The organism is Rhizomicrobium palustre, from assembly GCF_011761565.1.
Lineage (GTDB): Bacteria > Pseudomonadota > Alphaproteobacteria > Micropepsales > Micropepsaceae > Rhizomicrobium > Rhizomicrobium palustre.
The window spans coordinates 1,149,619-1,169,888 of sequence record NZ_JAASRM010000001.1 but is presented as its reverse complement, the minus strand read 5'-3'; the positions used below and the strand labels follow the sequence as shown (position 1 = coordinate 1,169,888).

27 protein-coding genes are annotated in these 20,270 nt (G+C 60.6%); 13 read left to right on the top strand and 14 right to left on the bottom strand.

Annotation, left to right across the window (positions count from 1 at the left end; genetic code table 11):
* Positions 1-88 precede the first annotated feature (88 nt).
* Positions 89-631: a superoxide dismutase family protein gene (locus tag FHS83_RS05175; RefSeq protein ID WP_167081571.1), complete on the bottom strand. Its 543-nt coding sequence runs from the start codon at positions 629-631 to the stop codon at positions 89-91.
* Positions 632-820: 189 nt separating this feature from the next.
* Between FHS83_RS05175 and FHS83_RS05170 the strand changes: the two genes are divergently transcribed.
* From FHS83_RS05170 to FHS83_RS05150, 5 genes are all read left to right on the top strand, one after another.
* Positions 821-1,153, top strand: a complete 333-nt coding sequence (locus FHS83_RS05170; protein ID WP_167081569.1) for a hypothetical protein — start codon at positions 821-823, stop codon at positions 1,151-1,153.
* A gap of 117 nt (positions 1,154-1,270) precedes the next feature.
* Entirely contained in the window at positions 1,271-1,891 is a 621-nt protein-coding gene (locus tag FHS83_RS05165) for a thymidine kinase (RefSeq protein WP_167081567.1), read from the top strand.
* 172 nt (positions 1,892-2,063) lie between these two features.
* Positions 2,064-2,372, top strand: a complete 309-nt coding sequence (locus FHS83_RS05160) for a hypothetical protein (protein WP_167081564.1) — start codon at positions 2,064-2,066, stop codon at positions 2,370-2,372.
* Between the two features lie 23 nt (positions 2,373-2,395).
* Positions 2,396-2,623, top strand: a complete 228-nt coding sequence (locus tag FHS83_RS05155) for a hypothetical protein (protein ID WP_208414235.1) — start codon at positions 2,396-2,398, stop codon at positions 2,621-2,623.
* Positions 2,624-2,738: 115 nt separating this feature from the next.
* Complete coding sequence (locus FHS83_RS05150; protein ID WP_167081562.1) at positions 2,739-3,086, top strand: hypothetical protein; 348 nt, start codon at positions 2,739-2,741, stop codon at positions 3,084-3,086.
* Between the two features lie 18 nt (positions 3,087-3,104).
* Here the strand turns inward: FHS83_RS05150 and FHS83_RS05145 are convergent, their stop codons facing one another.
* Complete coding sequence (locus tag FHS83_RS05145; RefSeq protein ID WP_167081560.1) at positions 3,105-3,947, bottom strand: MipA/OmpV family protein; 843 nt, start codon at positions 3,945-3,947, stop codon at positions 3,105-3,107.
* Positions 3,948-4,055: 108 nt separating this feature from the next.
* Positions 4,056-4,400, bottom strand: coding sequence for a DUF695 domain-containing protein (locus tag FHS83_RS05140; RefSeq protein ID WP_167081558.1), 345 nt, complete (start codon positions 4,398-4,400; stop codon positions 4,056-4,058).
* Positions 4,401-5,381: 981 nt separating this feature from the next.
* Here FHS83_RS05140 and FHS83_RS05135 point away from each other — a divergent pair.
* Positions 5,382-5,939 (top strand): hypothetical protein, encoded by a 558-nt coding sequence (locus tag FHS83_RS05135; protein ID WP_167081556.1) that lies wholly within the window; start codon positions 5,382-5,384, stop codon positions 5,937-5,939.
* 444 nt (positions 5,940-6,383) lie between these two features.
* Here the strand turns inward: FHS83_RS05135 and uvrB are convergent, their stop codons facing one another.
* From uvrB to FHS83_RS05120, 3 genes are all read right to left on the bottom strand, one after another.
* A complete protein-coding gene (uvrB, locus tag FHS83_RS05130; protein ID WP_167085272.1) occupies positions 6,384-8,657 on the bottom strand; it encodes an excinuclease ABC subunit UvrB in 2,274 nt (757 codons plus the stop codon).
* 130 nt (positions 8,658-8,787) lie between these two features.
* Positions 8,788-9,018: a DUF4926 domain-containing protein gene (locus FHS83_RS05125; RefSeq protein ID WP_208414234.1), complete on the bottom strand. Its 231-nt coding sequence runs from the start codon at positions 9,016-9,018 to the stop codon at positions 8,788-8,790.
* A complete protein-coding gene (locus FHS83_RS05120) occupies positions 9,018-9,353 on the bottom strand; it encodes a DUF6883 domain-containing protein (protein WP_167081554.1) in 336 nt (111 codons plus the stop codon). Before FHS83_RS05120 ends, FHS83_RS05125 begins: the two co-directional genes overlap by 1 nt.
* Positions 9,354-9,462: 109 nt before the next feature.
* On the opposite strand from FHS83_RS05120, the gene FHS83_RS05115 reads away from it, so the two are divergent.
* Positions 9,463-9,867 carry a BlaI/MecI/CopY family transcriptional regulator gene (locus tag FHS83_RS05115; RefSeq protein WP_167081552.1) on the top strand — a complete coding sequence of 135 codons (405 nt, stop codon included), beginning with the start codon at positions 9,463-9,465 and terminating at the stop codon, positions 9,865-9,867.
* On the top strand, positions 9,864-11,729 hold the full coding sequence (locus FHS83_RS05110) for a M56 family metallopeptidase (RefSeq protein WP_167081550.1): 1,866 nt from the start codon (positions 9,864-9,866) through the stop codon (positions 11,727-11,729). Before FHS83_RS05115 ends, FHS83_RS05110 begins: the two co-directional genes overlap by 4 nt.
* A gap of 69 nt (positions 11,730-11,798) precedes the next feature.
* Here the strand turns inward: FHS83_RS05110 and FHS83_RS05105 are convergent, their stop codons facing one another.
* The 5 genes from FHS83_RS05105 to FHS83_RS05085 form a co-directional block, all read right to left on the bottom strand.
* Positions 11,799-12,482, bottom strand: coding sequence for a lipid-binding SYLF domain-containing protein (locus tag FHS83_RS05105; RefSeq protein ID WP_167081548.1), 684 nt, complete (start codon positions 12,480-12,482; stop codon positions 11,799-11,801).
* Between the two features lie 83 nt (positions 12,483-12,565).
* A complete protein-coding gene (locus tag FHS83_RS05100) occupies positions 12,566-13,381 on the bottom strand; it encodes a DNA/RNA non-specific endonuclease (RefSeq protein WP_167081546.1) in 816 nt (271 codons plus the stop codon).
* 23 nt (positions 13,382-13,404) lie between these two features.
* A complete protein-coding gene (locus FHS83_RS05095) occupies positions 13,405-13,824 on the bottom strand; it encodes a hypothetical protein (protein WP_167081544.1) in 420 nt (139 codons plus the stop codon).
* A 4-nt stretch (positions 13,825-13,828) separates the two neighbouring features.
* Positions 13,829-14,194, bottom strand: coding sequence for a hypothetical protein (locus FHS83_RS05090; RefSeq protein ID WP_167081542.1), 366 nt, complete (start codon positions 14,192-14,194; stop codon positions 13,829-13,831).
* A gap of 77 nt (positions 14,195-14,271) precedes the next feature.
* On the bottom strand, positions 14,272-14,991 hold the full coding sequence (locus FHS83_RS05085) for a glutathione S-transferase family protein (RefSeq protein WP_167081540.1): 720 nt from the start codon (positions 14,989-14,991) through the stop codon (positions 14,272-14,274).
* A 103-nt stretch (positions 14,992-15,094) separates the two neighbouring features.
* On the opposite strand from FHS83_RS05085, the gene FHS83_RS05080 reads away from it, so the two are divergent.
* From FHS83_RS05080 to FHS83_RS05070, 3 genes are all read left to right on the top strand, one after another.
* Positions 15,095-15,805, top strand: coding sequence for a helix-turn-helix transcriptional regulator (locus tag FHS83_RS05080; RefSeq protein WP_167081538.1), 711 nt, complete (start codon positions 15,095-15,097; stop codon positions 15,803-15,805).
* A gap of 135 nt (positions 15,806-15,940) precedes the next feature.
* Positions 15,941-16,336 (top strand): rhodanese-like domain-containing protein, encoded by a 396-nt coding sequence (locus tag FHS83_RS05075; RefSeq protein WP_167081536.1) that lies wholly within the window; start codon positions 15,941-15,943, stop codon positions 16,334-16,336.
* Between the two features lie 236 nt (positions 16,337-16,572).
* Entirely contained in the window at positions 16,573-17,712 is a 1,140-nt protein-coding gene (locus FHS83_RS05070) for a hypothetical protein (protein ID WP_167081534.1), read from the top strand.
* A gap of 1 nt (position 17,713) precedes the next feature.
* Here FHS83_RS05070 and FHS83_RS05065 read toward each other — a convergent pair whose 3' ends face one another.
* Positions 17,714-18,352 (bottom strand): NrsF family protein, encoded by a 639-nt coding sequence (locus FHS83_RS05065; protein ID WP_167081532.1) that lies wholly within the window; start codon positions 18,350-18,352, stop codon positions 17,714-17,716.
* A complete protein-coding gene (locus FHS83_RS05060) occupies positions 18,345-18,896 on the bottom strand; it encodes a sigma-70 family RNA polymerase sigma factor (protein ID WP_167081530.1) in 552 nt (183 codons plus the stop codon). Before FHS83_RS05060 ends, FHS83_RS05065 begins: the two co-directional genes overlap by 8 nt.
* Before the next feature lie 138 nt (positions 18,897-19,034).
* On the opposite strand from FHS83_RS05060, the gene FHS83_RS05055 reads away from it, so the two are divergent.
* Entirely contained in the window at positions 19,035-19,301 is a 267-nt protein-coding gene (locus FHS83_RS05055) for a pentapeptide MXKDX repeat protein (RefSeq protein ID WP_208414233.1), read from the top strand.
* 156 nt (positions 19,302-19,457) lie between these two features.
* On the opposite strand, the gene FHS83_RS05050 is transcribed toward FHS83_RS05055, so the two are convergent.
* Positions 19,458-19,640 carry a hypothetical protein gene (locus FHS83_RS05050; RefSeq protein ID WP_167081528.1) on the bottom strand — a complete coding sequence of 61 codons (183 nt, stop codon included), beginning with the start codon at positions 19,638-19,640 and terminating at the stop codon, positions 19,458-19,460.
* 265 nt (positions 19,641-19,905) lie between these two features.
* On the opposite strand from FHS83_RS05050, the gene FHS83_RS05045 reads away from it, so the two are divergent.
* Positions 19,906-20,259, top strand: coding sequence for a DUF4870 family protein (locus FHS83_RS05045; protein WP_167081526.1), 354 nt, complete (start codon positions 19,906-19,908; stop codon positions 20,257-20,259).
* The last annotated feature ends 11 nt before the right edge of the window (positions 20,260-20,270 follow it).

Sequence of the window (20,270 nt, the reverse complement as noted above, 5' to 3'; positions counted from 1 at the left end):
AACAGCAAGGCCCTCATCGCAAGATGGGGGCCTCTTTCAATTGCCGCGTTTCGGACGGAAACCGGGTGCCACTTTTCCGGAAAGCGCTTTAGCCGCGCTTGCGGTCTTTGGGGCCGGTGATACGCAGGATGGTGCCGCAGGCGAGCCGCGCGCCCGCCTTGCCGTCCGGCTGACTCACATAGTCATCGCTTCCCGCATGCACGATTAGCGAGGCGCCGTCTTTATCGAAGAGAGATTTGGCGCCATCGCCCAGGCTGAAGGCGGTGGTGAAAATGCTGGCATGCAGCACGCCATCCTCGCCGGCAAATTGCAGTGGCAGATCGCCGGTGCGCGGGCCGCCTTTGGCGAAATAGCCATGCGGGCGGGCTGGGTCGAGGCTCCACACCGGTCCCGCGGAGGCAAAGCCGTTCGCCCGATTACACTCGGCGCTCATATGGATCAGCACCGCATGCGGGCCGGGCGGCAGGCCCTTTACCCTCAATTCGATCAACACGCCGTGCGGCGCGGCGCGGAAATTGGCAAGGCCCATCTCAGCCCCATCCGGACCGGTCAGTTTCGCGCTTGCTGTGGGGCCAGCCTCAGCCGCCGCCATTGCTGCCACGAACCCCGCCACAACAGCCCATCCCCGCATGTGCCGTCCCCCTTGGTGCCGCCGAACTGTCGCAGGCCCCGTCTCTTTTGCCCAGGGCGATCATTCAGAACCGTTCAAATCGTCGCGGGTCCGGCCCCGCGGCGGAAGAGTTGTGCTACACTCGCCCCGTTTCACCCGGTGCGCCACCGTGGGAGGCCGGCCGCCGGATCTCTTTTAGGGGGAGTTGCCATGAAGACCTTTCTGATCGCATCCGCCGCCTTGAGTGTTGTTCTGCTGGCGAGCGCGAGTGCCCAAAGCATACCAACCCTTTCCGAATACCTCACCGCCTGCACGCGGGACACCACGACCTGCCGCTTGAAGATGAAGGACTATGTGGTCAACGCTCTGGCGGCGAAGGTGATTTGCCTGCCGAAAAACGTCTCGGAGACCGATGCGGGCAGCGAAATGCTGAGCTGGCTGAGATCCAGCGCCGCCGACAAGTTGAGCAAGGAGCCCTATGACGACGCGCTCTATGAGGCTGCCGTCAAGCTCTATCCTTGCGGGGACGCGGCAAAACCGTAACCCCGGCAGGCCGTAAGCGCGTTGGGCGGTTGTCCACAGGAACTGACGCCGCCTGCGCTTCGAATCATGCTTTAAGACCCCTTTGCTGAACCACTTGAAGAGCACACGGGGCGGTCAATGACGGCGCGTCTGGAAGTCATCGTTGGGCCGATGTTCTCGGGCAAGACCGAGCGGCTCATCTCCAAGCTGCACCGCGCGCAATATGCCCGAAAGCGCGTGCGCATCATCAAGCCTGCGCACGACACCCGCACCCAGGGCTATATCGCCAGCCGCGCCGTGAATTCCGATGGCTCGACCGAGATCACCGATCAGCTTTCCGCCGTGATGGTGCGCGACGAGGAAGAGTTCTGGAAGATCGTCGGCCTCAACAAGTTCGATGTGCTGGCAGTAGACGAGGCGCAGTTCTTCCCGCTCGACACCCCGATGCGCGATAGCTTGGGCTGGTTCGGCCGCGCCATTCGCGAGCTTCTGCGCCAGCGCTGCGATACCCAGCTGCGCATCATCATCGCCGGGCTCGATATGGATTTCGCCGAGGAGCCCTTCGGTCCCATCCCCGGCCTTCTGGCAATTGCCGATTCCGTGGAAAAGCTGACCGGCGTTTGCATGGTCTGCGGTTCGGATGCGGGCTACATCTCCCATCGCATCATCTCCGATGACCGCCAATTGGTGGTGGGTGACGCCGGGGAATATCAGGTGCGCTGCCGTTCCTGTTACGAGCCGCCGCGCAAGAACGTCTAATCCAAAGCCACGCCTCCAGGCTCAATATTGTCACCAGACTGGCCGTAAATCCGCGCCAAGCTTGCCCGCGCGCAGCCGTAATCGCGCCGTTCTCTTTCGTGAATTGTCCTGCCGCGCCTCTCGCGCGTTGGGCTTCGACGATGGAGTGAACGATATGCGCTGGAGCACTGTTTTGAAAACGGCCGCAATCGGCGGCCTTCTCGGACTCTTCACCATGGGCCCAGCCGCTGCGGAACGCGGCTATACGCGCTGTGATGTCGGCGGCGGACGCTGCGTGCGCGTGACGTGTGACTATGATGGCGATGATTGCCGCGCCCGCCACATTCCCGTGGGCTGGCAGGGCTATCGTAATGACTACGATCCTTATGCCTATGGCCGATATCACGGCTATGGACGTTATGACCGCGAGGAATGGCGGCGCCACCACGGCCGATGGAACTGCGATGGCGCGTCTGAATATTGCCGATGGGAACGGCGCTAAACGCCAACAAACTGGAGGTAATCATGCGCAATTTGCTTCTCGCGCTTTCGGGCGTGGCGCTGCTGGCAACGGCAGGCTGTGCCAGCCGCTATGACGATGATGGCCGCTATTACCGCGACGGCCATTACGATCGCGATCGCTATGAACATCGCGAATATTGGCATGACCGCGATCGCCGCGACGACACCCGCCGCGTGCGCGTCTGCGATGAAGATGGCGATCGCTGCCATTGGGAATATCGAAATCCCTGATCTCTTCGCGCCTTGGGGAGGTGCTTTCCTGGCGCCTCCCTGACTGCTCTGTTCAGCCGCCGTTCAGCCGCAAGGCGCGATGTTTATCCCGCATCACGTTCAAGGGAGCTGAACGATGAAACGGATTTCTTCCATGGCAATCTTGGGTGCCGTGATCGGCTTCGGGATTGCGCTTTCCACCCCCGCAGAAGCCCATGGTTGGGGCTGGGGACCTGATTATGATGCCGGACGCACGCGCTGCGACGGCGATGGCGACCGCTGCTGGCGCACCGTATGCGAGCCTTACGGCTATTGCCGGACCTATGAATTCCGTCCGCGCTGGCGCCGCGACTATGATCCTTATTGGTCGAGCTATTGGCAGCATGAGCGGCATGATTGGTATCGCCATCACCGCTATGTCAGTGGTCGCTGGATCTGTGATGGTGATGGCGATTATTGCCGCTGGTCGGAACGCCGCTTCTGAATGTGAGGCTTGCGCGGGCTACAACACGTAGCCCGCCACCACACCCGCGAAGAACTGATCCGACGATGAGGTCACCGGGCTCGACGATGCCTTGCCGAGCAGGCTCGCATAATAGCCGCGAAGCCCGACGCTGAAATGGCGCGACAAGAACTGATCCACCGACAGCGCCACGCCCGCGCGGTTGAAGCCATCGCCCGGAGTATAGATCGGCATGCCGCTGGCGATCGAATCCGATGGCGTGACGCCGAAATACTTCTGCATATAAGGCCGCGAGACCCAGGAAAGATCGCCGGTCAGGGAGACGATGAAGCCCGGGTTCACCCATTCGATGGGGCGGCGCGCGGTGCCGCGCAGAACGATCTGCCAGCCGCCTTTTTCTCCGTATACGGCATTATCGGCGGTGAGATACACCGTCTCGCCGGAGCGCGGGTCTTCGGCGACATGCTCCCATTCGATGAAGCCGCCTGCGGTCTCGGTATCGTCGAGATGCTTGAAGGAATGTACCGGCGAATTGACATTGCCGCGTCCGCGCCGGAAGCCGATCAACGGGCCCGCATGAAACGCTTCGTTGTCGATCAGATTGAATCGCAGCGTGCCGCCTTCGAAGCGCGCGTAATAATTCTTGTAGTTCAGCCGCCCTTCCACATAAGGCATCAGAATATAGGAGTTGGAGCCCTCATATTCGGGCAGCAAGCTGGCGCCAAGGGACGCGTAGCCCGCCCAATTGGATTCACCTTCCTGCGGCACTTCCGAAGCGACGTTGCCGCTTGCACTTGAAGGCTGCGGGTCTTGGGCCCAAGCCGCACTCATCGCCACCGCGCCGCACAACAGGGACGCCACCAATACCTTACGCAAAGCCATGAAAAAAGAACTCCTCCGCTCGTGCCGGAAGAACGGGGGCAGGGGGGCCAAGTTCCCAATCTGTCCATTTCATATACAGGTGCGGCGAATTTGCCGCGCGTGCCTTGCTCAGGCTTTCAGTGCCCGCGTAGCGATGGCCTCGCGCTCCTTGGGGCCGGGCAGAAGAAAATCGCGATAGACTTTCCATTCCGGATCGCGGCCCCAGCCGATGGAGCGCTCATAGCCATAGTCGCCAAGGCTTTTGAAGCTGCGCTCGAGCCAGCGCTGCAAATAGCGCCCTTCGCCATCATAGAAAACATAGACGCGCGCTTCGGCGGTGCTGCTGCGCCCGGCATAGACGGCATCGAAGAGCGCCGCGATGCGCTCCACAAAAGCCTCGATGCCTTCGAAGAGGCGCGCTTCTTCGCCCTGCTCCAGCGTGACATCGAGCCTGGGCGATTTATAGACACGCATATAGACGAGGTAGGGACGTGTTTTCTGCGGCAGCCTTAAGGCTGCGGTCCACGGCCATCACTGCCGCTTCGCCGCCGATCTCGCAGAAGAAATACTCCCAGCCCATGGCACCCCCGGACTTGAGCGAGTGTAGCTGAGTCTTGGCGCCTGGGCGCGGGGATGAAGCGGGGATAGAGCGGGGATAGGAAAATGAAAAATTTACGTTCGAATGCCCGTTTTTCCCGCTAACGCGTTGATAGCGCGCGCTTATCGCCGGAAAGTTTGGGCGGGGCCTGGCGGGTGGAGGCGTGTTCGAGTGTGGCGATAAAAAACGCGAAAACAAATCGGCGATTTGGACGGTAAATCTTTGAACGCACGCGAAAATCACGCGATCAAAAACGCGGCCTGCATATTGTTCTCACCAGCAATGTCAAACAACAGCGCAAGAGGCGCAGTGTTTGATGTGGGGAGGGAGGAGGGGAGCTTCAAGGTGGGCGTTTCTGCGAAGGCAAACACCGCCCCGGCTATCGAGGTTCTTGCCGTCTCAGGAAAGGCTCTTACTGTGACAGTATGCGACTTTGCGTTGCGGGGGAGTGGCCGAAAATGGTGAGGCTGAACCGCAATTCTGGCCTAGTCTTCTCAAGCGTATCCGCTTACGGTTATGCCCCAGCACAAAGTTGCACCAAATAGCGAACATGCTGGGCGAGACGTAGATGATGTGCTTCCGCTCCATACAAACAGGTCTCTAGTTGCTTGGTTGATCGGCTCGCAGAATTTTTTAATAGGCACCCAAATTTAGGTAAGCTCGACCGAAAGACGCGGACGAGCGTCGAAGTCCACGGAGTACTTATACCCGCGGATTCCCTTCAGTTGCGGCTCCACCTATTTGCTCAGAATTTAGTGTGTTTTACGCATGATGAAGCATACCCCTTCCAACTATTGGGGTCAGCAACTGGATTGAATTACCTTGGAAAGAAATTTCTCATTTCGACGAAACATCAGTTGGCTGGCGTGTCGATCGTAGATGTTGGCGTTTTAGTTTCGGAAACACAAGCGTTCATCAGCTCAGCAGGATACACATATTGCAATTCGCCGAAGTTGGCGGACAGCGATTACACCGATCTATCGGCTTTTGAATTTACCAGGCAAGCAGATAATTCCAGTGAAATTGAACGGACGTTTTTTCATTTCGACAATGCTGCCGCCCTTAGTGATGGTGATGACGTCATCCTTTACTTAGCATTTGGATGCGCATTTGCGGATCAGAATTACGATGTTGCCGAAGCGAACTGCGTTGGGAGGGCAGTTCGTGCACTGCTTTGTGATCCGAATGGGCAAATTTCAGACCCAGCAGTTGGTAGATGCAAATTGCTTTCAGAGATGCACGTCGATCCGAACGGTTTCTCTGGCGGGCCTGTTTTCGCTATCGTCTTTGATGGTCATCTCACTTTGAAATTCGCTGGGGTGATTAATCGAGCAGGTGGAAGTTTTGTCCACTTTATTAAAGCGCCATATGTGAGGCGCCTGCTCGATTTTGCTGTTTCTTCCTATGCAATTTAGATTCCGAATTTCCGAAAAAATCCGGGGGCAGATCTAATTCTGCTTGCGAGCGGACCGACTGTGGGTGGGCGCTGATCACCCCGCCTTGAGCTCGATCTCGACTTTATGCCCCACGGCTTTGGCGTATTTCACCAGCGATGAGGTGGAGGGCAGGGTGCGGCCGCTCTCCATGCGCGCGACTTTAAACCTCACTGTCATTCCCGGCCGAGCGCATCGAGCAGCGCGAAGATGGGCGAAGGGGAAGGGAACCCAGGTGTTGAAGCCTGTTTGGTGCCTTCAAAATATACCAAACTCCGCACTATTTCTTTGAGATCGTCTTGCCGGTTCAACCTGGGTTCCCTTCCCCTCGCGGCGCTCGCGAAATGCTCGCTCTGCTCGGCCGGGAATGACAGCTTTGGTGTGACCGACTCCGTATGTGATAGCCCGCGTGCAAGAGGCGCGTGCTTACTTGCTCCGGCTGCCGAAGGTTTTGGGGCGGCCCGGCCTATCCAGCCGTTTGCCTTTGCCGCCCGCTTTGCCCGCCGCCGAGCGCGAGGCTTTTTTCGGTTTGCCGCCAAGGCCCGCCATGGGGTCGGCGCCGTCGCGCACCGCGTCGAGAAAGGCTTGATCCACGGCATTTTCTACTTGGGACTGCCGCGCGAAGGGATCGTCGGAGATGGCAAGCTCGACCACCGTCAGGCGCTTGATTTCGTCGCGCAGCCGCGCGGCTTCCTCGAATTCGAGATCGGCGGCGGCTTCCTTCATGCGCTTTTCGAGATCGGCGAGATGCGCCTTGATGTTGTGGCCGATGAACTCCTTGCCGTCCTCAGCGAAGCCGAGCTCGCCTTGGCCGACCGTGACGTGATCGCGCTCATACATCGAGCCCATGATGTCGGCGATGTTCTTCTTCACGCTTTGCGGCGTGATGCCATGGGCGGCGTTATAGGCCTGCTGCTTCTCGCGGCGGCGCGTGGTTTCGGCCATCGCCCGCTCCATCGAGCCGGTGACATGATCCGCATAAAGAATGACCTTGGCGTCGACGTTACGCGCCGCGCGCCCGATGGTCTGGATCAGGCTGGTCTCGCTTCTGAGGAAGCCTTCCTTGTCGGCGTCGAGAATGCAGACTAGGGCGCATTCGGGAATGTCGAGGCCCTCGCGGAGCAGGTTGATGCCGATCAAGACATCGAAGGCGCCCAGGCGCAGATCGCGGATGATCTCGATGCGCTCCACCGTATCCACATCCGAATGCATATAGCGTACGCGAATGCCCTGCTCATGCATATATTCGGTGAGGTCTTCGGCCATTTTCTTGGTCAGCGTGGTGACGAGGGCGCGATAGCCTTTCTTCGCCACGATGCGGCATTCGCTGATGAGATCATCCACCTGGCTTTCGACAGGTCGGATTTCCACCGGCGGATCGATCAAGCCGGTCGGGCGGATGACCTGTTCGGTGAAAACGCCGCCGGTGCGGTCCATCTCCCAATTGCCGGGCGTCGCCGAGACATAAACGGTTTGCGGGCGCATCGCGTCCCACTCATCGAATTTCAGCGGCCGGTTATCCATGCAGGAGGGCAGGCGGAAGCCATATTCGGAAAGCGTCGATTTGCGCCGATAGTCGCCCTTATACATGGCGCCGATCTGCGGCACGGTCACATGGCTTTCGTCGGCGAAGACCAGCGCATCATCGGGCAGATATTCGAACAGGGTCGGCGGCGGCTCGCCGGGTTTGCGTCCTGTCAGCCAGCGCGAATAGTTTTCGATGCCCGCACAAGAACCCGTCGCCTCGATCATCTCCAGATCAAAGGTGGTGCGCTGTTCCAGCCGCTGCGCTTCAAGCAGCTTTCCTTCCTTTCGGAAGCGCTCCAGCGTGGTGATCAGCTCCGCCTTGATGCCTTTCATCGCTTGCGCGAGCGTCGGGCGCGGCGTGACATAATGCGAGTTGGCGTAAATCTTGATCTGATCGAGCACGCCCGCCGAACGCCCGGTGAGGGGATCGAATTCGCTGATACTGTCGACCTCATCGCCGAAAAGTTCCACGCGCCAAGCGCGGTCTTCATAATGCGCCGGGAAAATGTCGATCACATCGCCGCGTACCCGGAAGGCACCACGGACGAAATTGGCATCGTTGCGGCGGTATTGCAGGGCGGAAAGATCGCGCATCAAATCATTGCGGTCGATGCGCTCGCCTTTTTGGATGCTGAGCGCCGTGCCGGAATAGGTTTCCACCGCGCCGATACCATAGATGCACGACACCGAGGCCACGATGATCACGTCATCGCGTTCCAAAATCGCGCGCGTCGCCGAATGGCGCATGCGGTCGATCTCCTCGTTGATGGAGGAGTCTTTCTCGATATAGGTGTCGGTGCGCGGGATATAGGCTTCCGGCTGGTAGTAGTCGTAGTACGAGACGAAATACTCCACCGCGTTATTGGGGAAGAAGCCTTTCATCTCGGCGTAAAGCTGGGCGGCCAGGGTCTTGTTCGGCGCCAGGATCAAAGCGGGGCGCTGCACCGTCTCGATCACTTTCGCCATGGTGAAGGTCTTGCCGGAACCGGTGACGCCGAGCAGCACCTGATCGCGCTCATTGGCGTTAACACCGCCGACAAGATCAGCGATGGCGGTAGGCTGATCGCCCGCGGGGGAATATTCGCTGACCAGCTCGAAGCGCTTGCCGCCTTCGGATTTCTCCGGGCGCGAGGGGCGATGCGGCACAAACCCCGCGATCTCCGCCCCGGTCATCTCGCCGAAGCCGCGTACCTCTCCAGGCCCCTTGGGCACCATGCCGTTGTTATGCATGGGGAGGAATATAAGGGCTCGTTCCCCCTTTGTGCAGTCCTAAGACGCAAGGCGGGATTGCACGCTTTGCGGGTTATTCTGCCGCTAGGCGGGCGTAACGCAGGACCATCAAATCCGTCAGGGCAACCGGCACAATGGCGTAGGCCTCGCCATTATCATCGCTGAATTCGACCAGGGCGGTCGCTTCATCGAGGGTTTCCACGACCGTCCCAACTTGCCCACGGGCCAGCTTGTCCGCCGGGCGCTCCGAGAGCAGGGCTACGGCATCCATAGGCGATGGTCTTGGCGGCAGTTTCGCGTCCATCACAATACCCAACAGGTCACGAACCGAGGCTGGTCTTCTCCGGTACGGATTATCCAGATGGTTCTTACCACAATTTCCTTATTTTGTCGTGCTACCCGCAGATCGGCTCGCCAGCGAGTTCCGAACGCGTCAGTTTCCAAAGCCTCGGCGTCAGTGTCCTGCAATGCGCTAAGCAATCTCTGGTGCAGCCATGACGCATCACTCTGGTTGATGCCCAGGGCTTCATAAAAGACGCGGGCTTTGTGCTGTCCACGGGGATGCTCCGAGTTGAGGCAATATTCCTCAAGCTTACGGATATCCAAAATCGCGGACCTGTGGTTGGGCAGCCGAGCCATCGAGGCATCCTACCCTCGCCTAACAGCAAATTCATCACTTCCCCACGTTGACAGCAGCCCTGGGTGGTGCCAAAAATTTGGCGTGCTAATTTTTTGGCAGGGTGGTGCAATGGCTGCTAAAGAGGCGAAAGACGCTGGCGGGGAGGGGCTTTCCCGGCGCGAACGCGAAATCATGGATGTGCTCTACAAGCTCGGGCAGGCGACCGCCGCGCAGGTGGAGATGGCGCTCGCCGATCCGCCGACCTACACGGCGATCCGCACCCATCTGACCATCCTCGAGAAGAAGGGCCATGTGCGCCACACCCAGGATGGGCCGCGCTATGTCTATCAGCCCAAAGTGGCGCGCGAGAAGATGGCGCAAAAGGCCGTGAAATCGATGCTTTCCACCTTCTTCAATGACTCGGTGGAAGGCGTGGTGGCGGCACTCCTCAATCAGGAAGACACAAAGCTCAGCCGCGATCAGCTCGACCGGCTCTCGGCTATGATCGAAAAAGCCAAGGAGGAAGGACGATGATCATCCTCAACACGCTTCTTCTGGCGGGTGAATGCTTCTTCGGCGGCAGTCTGATCCTGGCGCTCGCCTTCCTTCTGGCGCGCGGCACGAGCGGCAGCAAAGCCCATCTCATCTATACTGGCGCCTTTGCGGCGATGCTGGCGCTGCCGTTTCTGGCGGCGGTGCTGCCCTCGCAAATGGTGTGGTTCCTGCCTCAGCCACAGCCGGTGACTGCGATGCCGGCCATGGCGGCCCCCATGACCCTTCCTGCCGCTGCTCCGGTTCAGCACAGCCTCGATCTGGCGACGGTGGTAATGGGCCTTATCGCGCTCTGGGCCATGGGGGTGATTTTCGTGCTCTCCAAGGCGCTTTACGGCGCGGTGGTGCTGGCGGGGCTCTATCGTCAATCCGTGCCCTTCATTCCTGATGGGATTGCGCCGGAGCGTTTCAAAGGCCTTCGCTGGCAGCTGCGCATCCGCACGGTGCCGGGCGAAGCGGGGCCGATCACCTTTGGCTTTTTCCGCGCTGTGGTGCTTTTGCCGAAGACCGCCGTCACCTGGCCGCGCCAGCGTCTCGAAGCGGTGCTCTTGCATGAAGCCGCGCATGTGCGGCGCAAGGATTGCCTCTCGCGGCTGATCGCGGTTCTGGCTTGCGCGCTTTATTGGCCGAACCCCTTCGTCTGGGTGGCGTCCAACGCCATGCGCCGTGAAGGCGAAACCGCCGCCGATGATTGCGTGTTGTGCACGGGCATGAAGGCGAGCGCTTATGCCGAACATCTTGTCGGTCTGGCGCGGGCTTTCGCGGCGGCGCGCCCCTCGCATTCGGGTCTCTCGCTTGCCATGGCTGAGCCCTCCATGCTGGATGCGCGGGTGGAAGCCATCCTCAACGGCGCGCGAAATCGTAAAGGCGTCAGCCGCGCGGATATCTTGAAGATCGCGCTTCTGGGCTCAGTCGCGGTGGCGGTGATCGCGCTGGCGCGTCCCGTGCTCGCTGAAGCGCCTAAACCGCAAAGCACCGCTGCAAAGACCACTGCGAAGCACGCAGTTCGTGAAGGGCATGCGACCCGCACGACCATCATCAAAGACGATAACGGCCATGTTCAGGTTGCCGTCTCGGATGATGCGGACGTGCCCGATGCGCCTGAACCCCCGGAAGCGCCCGTGGCTCCAGATGTTACGCCCGTTCCCGCCGCGCCGGCAGCTCCCGCTGCTCCGCCCGCTCCTCCCGCTCCATCCGCCAAGGCGCCACATCACATCGCCTTCCATTGGAAGAATGGGGGCGATAGCAAAAGCTGGACCTGGGATGTCAAAGATCTCGATGCGCAAACCCGCGCCGATATCCAGCGCGCCGCTGCGGAGATGAAAGCGGATCAAGCCCGGGCCGAAGCCGAGCAACGCGCCGAAATCGAGCGCGCCAAAGGCCTCGCCAAAGCCGAGCAGCTGCGCCTCGTCGCCGAGCATGAAGGGGAAATCCGCCGCGCGGCCGAAGAAGCCAAGCGCCAGATTGCCGAGGCGCAGCGCCAGATGCGTGAAGCCATGCGCGAAGCCTCCGATGCAATGCGTCAGAAGATTGCCGAGCAGCAGCGCGATGCCGCCGAAAAGCGCCGCGATGCTGAAGAGGCGCGCCGGGAAGCGGCCAGAGACCGGGCTGATGCCGCTCGTGAACGCGCCGAAGACGCGCGGCAAGACGCTGAGGAGCGCCGCCGGGATAAGCAGCAAAGCTATAACGTGCCGGATGTGAAGCGCATCGTGCGCGATGCGATGGCGAAGGCGAATGTTCCGGTGAAGGTTGCCGAGGCCGTCAGCGCGGCGATGCCCGCCATCGCCGTGAATGTATCGAGCCAGAAAAACGGCGTCGATGTGCGCCTGCACCTGGACGATTGAGAGTTTTGAGGGGTGAAAAGAAAAGGGCGGCCCTCGGGCCGCCCTTTTTGTTTGAAGCTCGCGCCCCTCTTAATCGTCGTGCTGGGCGGCTTTGGCGCGGGTGACGGCGAGGGCTTCGCGCAGTTCCGAAGTGGTCGGCATATCGCGATGATCGCTGAGGATATCGCCGATAGGCATGGGCTTGCCGTAGAACTCGTCATTCCAATCGCGCTTGGGATCCAGGATCGAGCCTTCCAGCGTCAGCCCGCCATAAGCGCCTTTGGTGGCGGACCAGACGATGATATCACCAGAGAGATTGGGCGCGGTCGCACCTTGCGCATTGGCACCCACGGTGACAACAGTCAGGCCCGCACCGGCGCCGAGCTTGAATTTGGATTTCTGCAAACCATCCAGCGCCTTCTGGCTCATGATGAACATGACAAGCTCGGCTTTCTCGAGCCCGATCTGCAAGCCGAAAGAGGCGCTGCCAAGGGTGTAGAAGGCAGGATTGCTCCAGCGTTCGCCCTCACGGCGGACAAGCACGCCATTGCCGCCCTCACCGCCAAAGAAGAAGCCGCCTTTGACAAGGTTCGGCACGATCAGCACCGCGCGGGCGCGGCGCAAAAGATCTGGCGCGGGACCGAAGCTGCCGTCGGAGCGCATGTGATGCACGGTGTTTGCCGCGTCGGCAATCAGCGCGGTCTCGTCACTGGCAAGCGCGCTCCCAGCAAACAGAAAACCCGCCAGAGCGGCCGCGGCGGCAAGACGTTTCATGGAACTCTCTCCCGTTAATGGCGGAACCACGCATTCCGCATCGCGGGAGAGAAACGCCGCACACTTCTGAAGGGTTCCGGGCTCTATTCCCCCGCTTGGCAGCTTCCATCTACGCCCCAGAGAATGCCCTTGGAGGATTTCAGCACCGTCTGGCTGCGCTTGTTGAGGGCGGGAAAGAAAACAAGGCCGGTGCGCTGCTCGATGGTTTTGATCGCCACCGCGTATTGGGGCAAGGTGTCGGTATCGAGCGCCTTGTTGGGCAAAAGCATACCCAGCGCGCGTTTACGCGTGGGGTCATAGATCACCTTGAAGAACCCATCCGGCACGCGCACGCGCTGTTTGCCTTTTGGAATCCATTTTTCCTTCTCATCGAAAACCGGGCCGGTGATGATGTAGAGCTCGGGCCGGTCGCCGCAGAGAATCCAACTGCGCACATCGGTTTCCAGAATCCGCCAGATGCCGCGATTGAAATCCTTGCCGACCTGCGGCGCCATATTGCTGAAAAAGAAGCTCTCATTGGTCATCGGCTGGCTGGATTTGAAATCGCCAGCAGGGGCTTGATGGCCGCGGTCATAGCCCGAGGCGCGGTAATCGGCATCCACCGGGCTCGCATCTCCCAGCGCCGGATCAGGAAGGAATTTATTGGAACGCTTGGCTTTGCCGCTGAGCTGAGCCTTGGGCACGCGTTCGATCACCCAATAGGGCACGCGCGAGTCCGGGTTGAAAGCCACCGCATAGCCTTGATGGCAGACCGCGATGGGTTCGGGATCGCCGCCGCTTTTGAGCACGGGCAATCCAATCGCGGCGTAACGCGCCTCGCATTTGGAAAAATCCTCGTCGGCCAGGGCCGGAGCTGCGGCCGCGCCTAGGGCGATCAGGGCAAAGAAAAGCCTGCGCATGGCGGCGTTCCTCTTCGCGAAGATTAGGGCGTAGTGGTCGATTGCGCCGCTGCTGCTGCCACGGCTGCCGCCGCTGCGGCTTGTGCTGCGGAGGCGTTGGCAGACGCGCGCGCGGCCGGACCATGGGTTTGTGCAGCGATCCCTTTGGAGAGGGTGTAGCTGCCGCCCGACAGGCCCAAGAGCCAGAGCACGCTTTCGGGAATGGTCACAAAGGTGCCCGCCTCGATGGAGAGGAGCAGGAACAGCCCCGCGATTACAAAAGTGAAGATGAGGAATTGCAGCCGCGACAGGCTCGCCTTGCCGCTTTCAGGTTCCGCAAGAATGTCTTTGACCTCGATCCGGTTGACCACCACCAGATAAAGAAACACAGCGGCGATCCCCAGGATGACGATCACCAGCGCGGTCGCGCCGAAATAGGCAAGCGTGCTCCAACTTCCGTTCATGACGTCATACCCCCAAAGGTGGCTCGTGGTGGGAAGATGTGGCGTGGCGCGCGGCGGTGAGGCGGCGGCCGAGTTTGGTGGAGAGATAGATCGCGTGGCTGGCGCCGAAAAAGCCAAGGAGCTCGGGCGGCGCATCCGGCAGCCTGCCGAGGCTCTTTTGGCTCAAAGCGAGCTGGATATAGGCGATGGCGCTGAGCGCGGTGGCGGCGAGCATTTGCAGCCGCTCCGGCGTGACCTGATAGGGCTGATCCTGGCCGAGCAAGCCGCGCAGGATGATTTGTCCAGAGAGGAGTCGCCACGCCATCAGCGCTGCCAAGGCGCCAACCCAGCCTAGCAACCCCCATTTCAGGACATCTGCGAGTGCACCCATAGGTTGATATTATGGCGAATGGGTGCGCTGCGTCAATCTGTCAGGTGTGAAGGTTTTGCATCACGCCGCCCGAAGCCTCAAGCCGCCTGCCGCGCGGCGTGGCAGGGGTAGAATTCGCGCATCAAGCGGTCGCGATAGGTCATCAGATTGGTTTGCGCCTCGGTGAAATCCTTGAGCGCAGAAGCGAAAACTGGCGCGGTCGCCGCCACGATCATGGCGAGCGCGGTGGCATCCACCGCCGAAGGCGCCGGGCCCATGCAATAGGCCTTATGGCCGATCAAGGCGGCGAGCGCTTTCACGCTGCGGCAGGCAAGGCCGGTGATGTCGTCCCGCGTCAGGCGGCCAAGCCCCTGGCCGCGCAGGTTGTCGGCGACATGGCTGCGGGCTTCGGCGCGGGCGATCTCGCGCCGCTCGCGCGGCAGGGTGTCGAAAAGATGCGCCGGGCCAGCAGCGAAATTGGCGTCATCCATCCAACGGTCGAAGAGGATCGCCCAATAAAGATGATCCTCTAGCATGCGCTCGATAGCCCAGCTCCTGGCCCGCATATCCGGGGTGAGGCCGCGGTCGAAATCGATGCGGAAGGTCTTCTCGATGTGGTCCCGGATAAAGGTGGAATCGCCATAGCGGTGATCGGCCTCCACGATATAGGGAAAGCTGTATTCCGGGCTGTCCGGCCGAGGGCCGCGCTCCAAACGATAAGGCAGTTCGGCCATTTTGAGCTGGATTTCAGTCTTCATGACCAGGGGGCTGGCCTGCGGCAGGCCGAAAGCAGGAAAAGAACCGTAAAGCGTCACCATGAATGCCTCCCAAGCGCGGACGGCCCTTTTCATAGGGGATCACTGCTGACAGCATGCTGTCAGGAGCATGGCAGCAGTCTGTCATTAGCTTAAAGGCAGAAACATGCGCAGGGCCGACCGGCTTTTCAGGATCATCCAAGTATTGCGGCGCAAGAAGCGCCCGGTGACGGCACAGGAGATCGCGACGGAGCTCGAAGCCTCGCCGCGCACAATTTATCGCGACATCGCCCAGCTTATGGCCGACCGCGTACCCATCCGCGGCGAGGCTGGCATCGGCTATGTCCTGGAAGGCGGCTTCGACATGCCGCCTTTGATGCTGACTGCCGATGAAGTCGAAGCCGCCATGCTGGGCGCGCAATGGGTAATGAGCCGGGGCGATCCGGCGCTGGCGCGCGCCGCCTCTGATCTTGTTGCCAAAATCGGCGCCGTCATTCCGGATCATTTGCGTCCTGTCTTGATGGACCCGGCGGGGTCCGCGTCGCCTGCTTGGGGCGATATAGCGCCCGATGTGATCGATATGGCGCGGGTGCGCACCGCCATCCGCACCCAAGGCAAGATCCGCCTCAATTATCGTGATGAGAAAAACGCCGACACGCTGCGCGTCATCTGGCCGATTGCGGTGAGCTATTGGGAGCGCGTGCGCCTGATTGTGGCGTGGTGTGAGCTGCGCCAGGCTTTTCGCCATTTCCGCACCGACCGCATTACCTCCTATGAGTTCCTCGAGGCGCGCTATCCTACATCCCGTGCCAAGCTGCGCGCCCAATGGCACAAGGAATGGTTGGAGGCACAAACAACCTCCGGCGCCGAGGCCTGATGTACGGTTCTGTTCGCTTCGATCTGGTTCGCTTCTGGCGTGTTACCTCGGCCAACTGCCTAGCGACCGCGCGCCCCATTGACCGTTACTGAACGCGAGCCCACCATCACTGAGATAAAAACATTGGGGGAGACCATGGCATTTCCGTTGGGCGCCGCTTTCGCGGTGTTTATGGCCGCGGGTACACCAAGCGCGGCGAATGCTGCAACGCCTGATATGCAGCAGGTCCAGAATGTCCCCGTGATTGCGCCTGCCGCGGTGAAAGCCATGCTGGCTGGGCGCGAGCGCGTTCTGGTCGTTGATGTGCGCGAAGCAAATGAATTCGCCGCTGGCCATATCGCGGGCGCTACGCTGATGCCGCTCTCCACCCTCGCCAATGACTACAGCAAGCTTCCCAAAGATGTTGCGCTGGTGGTCTATTGCCGTTCCGGACATCGCAGCGCCAAGGCTGTCGCGTTTCTGCAAGCGCATGGCTATGGCAAAGCGGTGAGCATGGATGGCGGCTATATCGCCTGGTCCCAGCTTCCCTAAACGCGGCGCATTTTTCCCGACCTTTGTTCGCGTGGCGTTTTGCTGGGCGTTCCCGCGCCTGAATTCAGCACGTTTACCATGGAAACGCGCCAGAGCTGCGCGCGCGTGGCGTTGCGCGGCTGCAACGCAATTTGCTTTCACAGATGAGTTTGCCCAAGAAATGGGCGCGGTCTTTGTTTGTGCGCGCTGGCAATTTGTGTTTTTCTTTACGGTAAAAGCAGGTCGGGGGACTTCAAGTGATTACCATCGATGTCAGGCATGATGGCCTTGGCCGGATGGCGCGTGTGATGGCGCCGCTGCAGGCTTTGGCAGAGCGCCGCGCCGCCACCTTTTCCAAGCGCTGGGAGGATATGGCGAGGCGCCGCGCCGAACTTCTGAAATCCTCTGGCGCGAGTGTGATGGATGGTTTCGCAAAGCTCGATGCCGAAGAGCGCACCAAGGAGGCTGAGGATAAAATCTCCGCCCTGACCTCAATCCTCTTTAAGGCTGTGCAGCATACAAAAACCGGCGATTGGTCGGCGCAATACGATACGACGCCGTTTTCCGAACCGCAGCCGCGCGAGCCTGTTATGCCCGCGATGGAAAGCGAGCCGCAGCCGAGCGAGTTCAAACGCCCGCCCTTGACCTTGGCCACGCTGCTGACGCCTGGGGCCATGCGCCGCCGCAAGCAAGAGACCCGCGCCAAGTTCGAAACCGCTTATAATGGCTGGAGTTATTTGAAGCGCTGGCGCGAACAGGAATATGCCAAGGCCTATGAGGGCTATCGCGGCGCCGTCGCAGGATGGCAGCAGCGTCAGACGCTGTTCTTGGAAGCGCAAGCGCGCGCCAATGCGCGGTTGGATGCGCTGGCGCGCGGCTATGCCTGGGGCGAGCCCGAGGCGGTGATCGGCCATTGCGATCTGGCGCTTTTATCGCTGGAGCGTCCGGAAGGCTTTCCGGTGTTCTGGAGTATGGCCTATGTGGATGGCGTCATTCAGATCGATTACGATTTGCCGTCCATGGCGCAGGTGCCGGTGCTGAAGGCGGTGAAATTCGTGCCTTCGCGCAGCAGCTTCGACAGTGTGGCGCTGAGCGAGAAAGAACGCGAACGGCTTTATAGCGAGGCGGTGTTCCAGACCGCTCTCGCCGTGCTGCACACGCTCTTTGCCTGCGATACCAAGCAGGTGGTGAAGGCGGTGAGCTTCAACGGCTGGGCCAATTTCGTCGACCATGCCCAGATGCGTCCGGGCCGGGCCTGCATTCTGTCGCTGACGGCGGGGCGCGAGGCCTTCCAGAAGATCGATCTCGCCAGCGCCGATCCCAAATCCTGCTTCCGCGCGCTTAATGGCGTGATGAGCCCCAAACTCGCAGCGCTGGTGGAACGCGCGGCAAGCTAGGCTACCAGCGCAGCAGCCAACGTCCCGTCGCGGCGCCGATCAGCGTCATCGCGGCGATGCCAAGGCTGTACCAGATGCTGACAAAGACCATCGCGGTCTCGCCGCAATGAAAGCCGTAAACGGTGGCGCCCGCAGCGCCTGCGAAGAACCCCGCCGCCGCGCCTGCCGCCACCGGATTGGTCGGCGCCAAGCGGCGCATCGCCAAAATCGTGGCCGCGAAAACCGGCGCCGAAATGAAGACGATCAAATAAGGGCAGACGAGCCAGGAGCGGCCCCATAAAAGCAGCGGGCGCAAGCTCGCATCGGCGCTTTGCCATTGCAGGAGCGCGCCAAGCCCCATCACCACAAGTGGCACCGCTATCAGAAGCGCGCGCTTGCCCACCACGGTGCCCGGCCGCCCCAGGCGCTCCAGCACCACAAAGCCCGTCACGGCGAGCACCAGCGTATAGATGAGCTTAGGCCAGCACACAGCCATGCCTGCGGCGGTGAAGGCGTCGGGGCGAAAGCCGAGTACCAGGAAGGTCAATAAAATCGCGGCCAAGACGCCAGCGGCGAGGCGGCGCGTGAAAATCGCGGCAACGGGCTGCGGGCGTTCGGGTGAGGAGGCGAGCGCTGCGATTAGATGTTCGGTATCAGTCATCGCGGCCTCCGATCAATTTCATCAGCGCCTTCAAGCTGCGATGTACGCCGACTTTCACCGCGCTTTCGCTCATGCCGAGCGAGAGGGCGGCTTCCGCGGTGGATAGTCCTTCGAGCTTCACCTTCTCCAGCAATATCCTTTTGGCGTCCGGCAATTTGGCGAGAAGTTCCCGCACATCGCGGCTGGCTTCGGCGGCCTCGCTATCGCTTTCGCCGAAAACGGCCTCGGCCTCTTCCAATGGCAGGGTGGCGCGGATGCCGCTTTTGCGCAAATGATCGATCAGCTTGTAGCGCGCGATGGCGTGCAGCCAGGCGGTAAAAGGCAGGGCCTGATCAAAGCTGGCGCGCTTGGTATGAATGGCGATCAAGGTTTCCTGCACCAAATCCTCGGCCTCTGCCGCGCGGGAAAGCCGCCGCGCGAAATAGCCCCGCAAATAGGGCGTCAAGCGCGAGAGCAGCGCCCGATAGGCTGCACCGTCTCCGGCCAGCCCCGCCAGCATCAACGCTTTCAGCGCCGCTTCCGCCGTGTCTGGCTCTTGTCGCATGGTCTCTGGATGCTTTCGCATCGGGGCCCCGGTTGGTTACAGGCTTTTTATGCGGTTTTGGATGTAACCGCAAAATCCGCAGCCGCGAATACATCGTTACAGCCCGTAGACGGGTATAACCAGCTTTGGGAGATACAGATGAAAGCTTTGATTGCCGCCTCCGCCCTCGCGCTCTTTGTGTCCGCGGCCTATGCCGAGCCGGATGCCATGTCGGGTGGGGCGATGAAAAGCCATGACGCCATGAAGGGGGGTGCGATGAAAGGTGACGCCATGAAAGGCGATGCCATGAAAGGCGGGTCGATGAAGGGTCACGACGCCATGATGACGAAGAAAAAGCCGGCGAAGAAAGATGCGATGAAAGGCGATGCCATGAAGGGCGACGCCATGAAAGGCGGGGAACACTAAGTCTGTCATCCCGGCCAAGGGCGCGTTGCGGAGCAACGGGCACGCCGAGCCGGGACCCACTTCAACGTCTGAAAGACTTCCGAGTGGGTCCCGGATCGCGCCGCATCTTTCAGGCGCCTAAAGCACGTGGGGCGCGTCCGGGATGACAATTGGGGCTCAATGATTTTGCGGGCGTTCGTAGACGAGGGTGGGGCCGTCCCATATCTCGATGCGGCGGGTGCCGGACGCGATCATGGCATGGGCCATCACCTTGGCCTGCATGTCATTGGTGCATTCGGTGGCGATCTTGGCGCGGACGGTGCCGTCCTCGTTCAGATAGCGGATGTCATAGCTCGGCATCGGTTCTCTCCCGTCTGCCCCCTCAGCTCATGCTCCAGATATGGCCTTACTTTGTGGCAGGACAAGAGCGAACCGCCTGCAATTCCATGACATTTTTGCCATGGGGACTGTCGCGAAATGTTACCTTTTGCTCCCCGGCGAGTGTTATCGCAAAGCCCTGCGTGAAATACGCGGAAGCCATGCGCGGCTATTCGAATTTCATAATATTGAAAACCCCCAAGGCCCTTCCCACATTCTAAACTAGAATTCAGGAGAGGCGGCGCCCATGGCCGACCACGCGGTGAACGAGCAGAACCCCCCGGTGACGACCGATTCCAATCGGACGCTCGCCATTGTGGCTTACATCCTGTTCCTGGTCGGCTGGCCGACCTTGCATATGGCGACCATTGGCGGGGTGATCCTCGCCTATGTGCAGCGCGGCGAGGCCCGCGGCACGCTCTGGGAAAGCCACTGGGAGGCGATCATCTCGACCTTCTGGATCAGCCTGGTGATTGGCCTGGCCGCCTTGCCGCTCTGCCTGATCGGCATTGGGCTTCTGGTCTATCCGGTGCTGGTCGTCTGGTTCCTCTACCGCACCATCCGCGGCTTGGTCCACGCCTTGGATTACAAGCCCTATTAAGGACTGCGATG

Bases quoted from the DNA above. Each gene is read 5' to 3' on its own strand.
- FHS83_RS05145 (WP_167081560.1), bottom strand. From the start codon at position 3,947: ATGGCTTTGCGTAAGGTATTGGTGGCGTCCCTGTTGTGCGGCGCGGTG.
- FHS83_RS05045 (WP_167081526.1), top strand. From the start codon at position 19,906: ATGGCCGACCACGCGGTGAACGAGCAGAACCCCCCGGTGACGACCGAT.
- FHS83_RS05100 (WP_167081546.1), bottom strand. From the start codon at position 13,381: ATGCGCAGGCTTTTCTTTGCCCTGATCGCCCTAGGCGCGGCCGCAGCT.
- FHS83_RS05105 (WP_167081548.1), bottom strand. From the start codon at position 12,482: ATGAAACGTCTTGCCGCCGCGGCCGCTCTGGCGGGTTTTCTGTTTGCT.
- FHS83_RS05085 (WP_167081540.1), bottom strand. From the start codon at position 14,991: ATGGTGACGCTTTACGGTTCTTTTCCTGCTTTCGGCCTGCCGCAGGCC.
- FHS83_RS05065 (WP_167081532.1), bottom strand. From the start codon at position 18,352: ATGACTGATACCGAACATCTAATCGCAGCGCTCGCCTCCTCACCCGAA.
- FHS83_RS05055 (WP_208414233.1), top strand. From the start codon at position 19,035: ATGAAAGCTTTGATTGCCGCCTCCGCCCTCGCGCTCTTTGTGTCCGCG.
- FHS83_RS05095 (WP_167081544.1), bottom strand. From the start codon at position 13,824: ATGAACGGAAGTTGGAGCACGCTTGCCTATTTCGGCGCGACCGCGCTG.
- FHS83_RS05175 (WP_167081571.1), bottom strand. From the start codon at position 631: ATGCGGGGATGGGCTGTTGTGGCGGGGTTCGTGGCAGCAATGGCGGCG.
- FHS83_RS05115 (WP_167081552.1), top strand. From the start codon at position 9,463: ATGGCTGCTAAAGAGGCGAAAGACGCTGGCGGGGAGGGGCTTTCCCGG.
- FHS83_RS05060 (WP_167081530.1), bottom strand. From the start codon at position 18,896: ATGCGACAAGAGCCAGACACGGCGGAAGCGGCGCTGAAAGCGTTGATG.
- FHS83_RS05090 (WP_167081542.1), bottom strand. From the start codon at position 14,194: ATGGGTGCACTCGCAGATGTCCTGAAATGGGGGTTGCTAGGCTGGGTT.
- FHS83_RS05075 (WP_167081536.1), top strand. From the start codon at position 15,941: ATGGCATTTCCGTTGGGCGCCGCTTTCGCGGTGTTTATGGCCGCGGGT.
- FHS83_RS05170 (WP_167081569.1), top strand. From the start codon at position 821: ATGAAGACCTTTCTGATCGCATCCGCCGCCTTGAGTGTTGTTCTGCTG.
- FHS83_RS05120 (WP_167081554.1), bottom strand. From the start codon at position 9,353: ATGGCTCGGCTGCCCAACCACAGGTCCGCGATTTTGGATATCCGTAAG.
- FHS83_RS05155 (WP_208414235.1), top strand. From the start codon at position 2,396: ATGCGCAATTTGCTTCTCGCGCTTTCGGGCGTGGCGCTGCTGGCAACG.
- FHS83_RS05080 (WP_167081538.1), top strand. From the start codon at position 15,095: ATGCGCAGGGCCGACCGGCTTTTCAGGATCATCCAAGTATTGCGGCGC.
- FHS83_RS05140 (WP_167081558.1), bottom strand. From the start codon at position 4,400: ATGCGTGTCTATAAATCGCCCAGGCTCGATGTCACGCTGGAGCAGGGC.
- uvrB (WP_167085272.1), bottom strand. From the start codon at position 8,657: ATGACCGGGGCGGAGATCGCGGGGTTTGTGCCGCATCGCCCCTCGCGC.
- FHS83_RS05110 (WP_167081550.1), top strand. From the start codon at position 9,864: ATGATCATCCTCAACACGCTTCTTCTGGCGGGTGAATGCTTCTTCGGC.
- FHS83_RS05150 (WP_167081562.1), top strand. From the start codon at position 2,739: ATGAAACGGATTTCTTCCATGGCAATCTTGGGTGCCGTGATCGGCTTC.
- FHS83_RS05165 (WP_167081567.1), top strand. From the start codon at position 1,271: ATGACGGCGCGTCTGGAAGTCATCGTTGGGCCGATGTTCTCGGGCAAG.
- FHS83_RS05050 (WP_167081528.1), bottom strand. From the start codon at position 19,640: ATGCCGAGCTATGACATCCGCTATCTGAACGAGGACGGCACCGTCCGC.
- FHS83_RS05125 (WP_208414234.1), bottom strand. From the start codon at position 9,018: ATGGACGCGAAACTGCCGCCAAGACCATCGCCTATGGATGCCGTAGCC.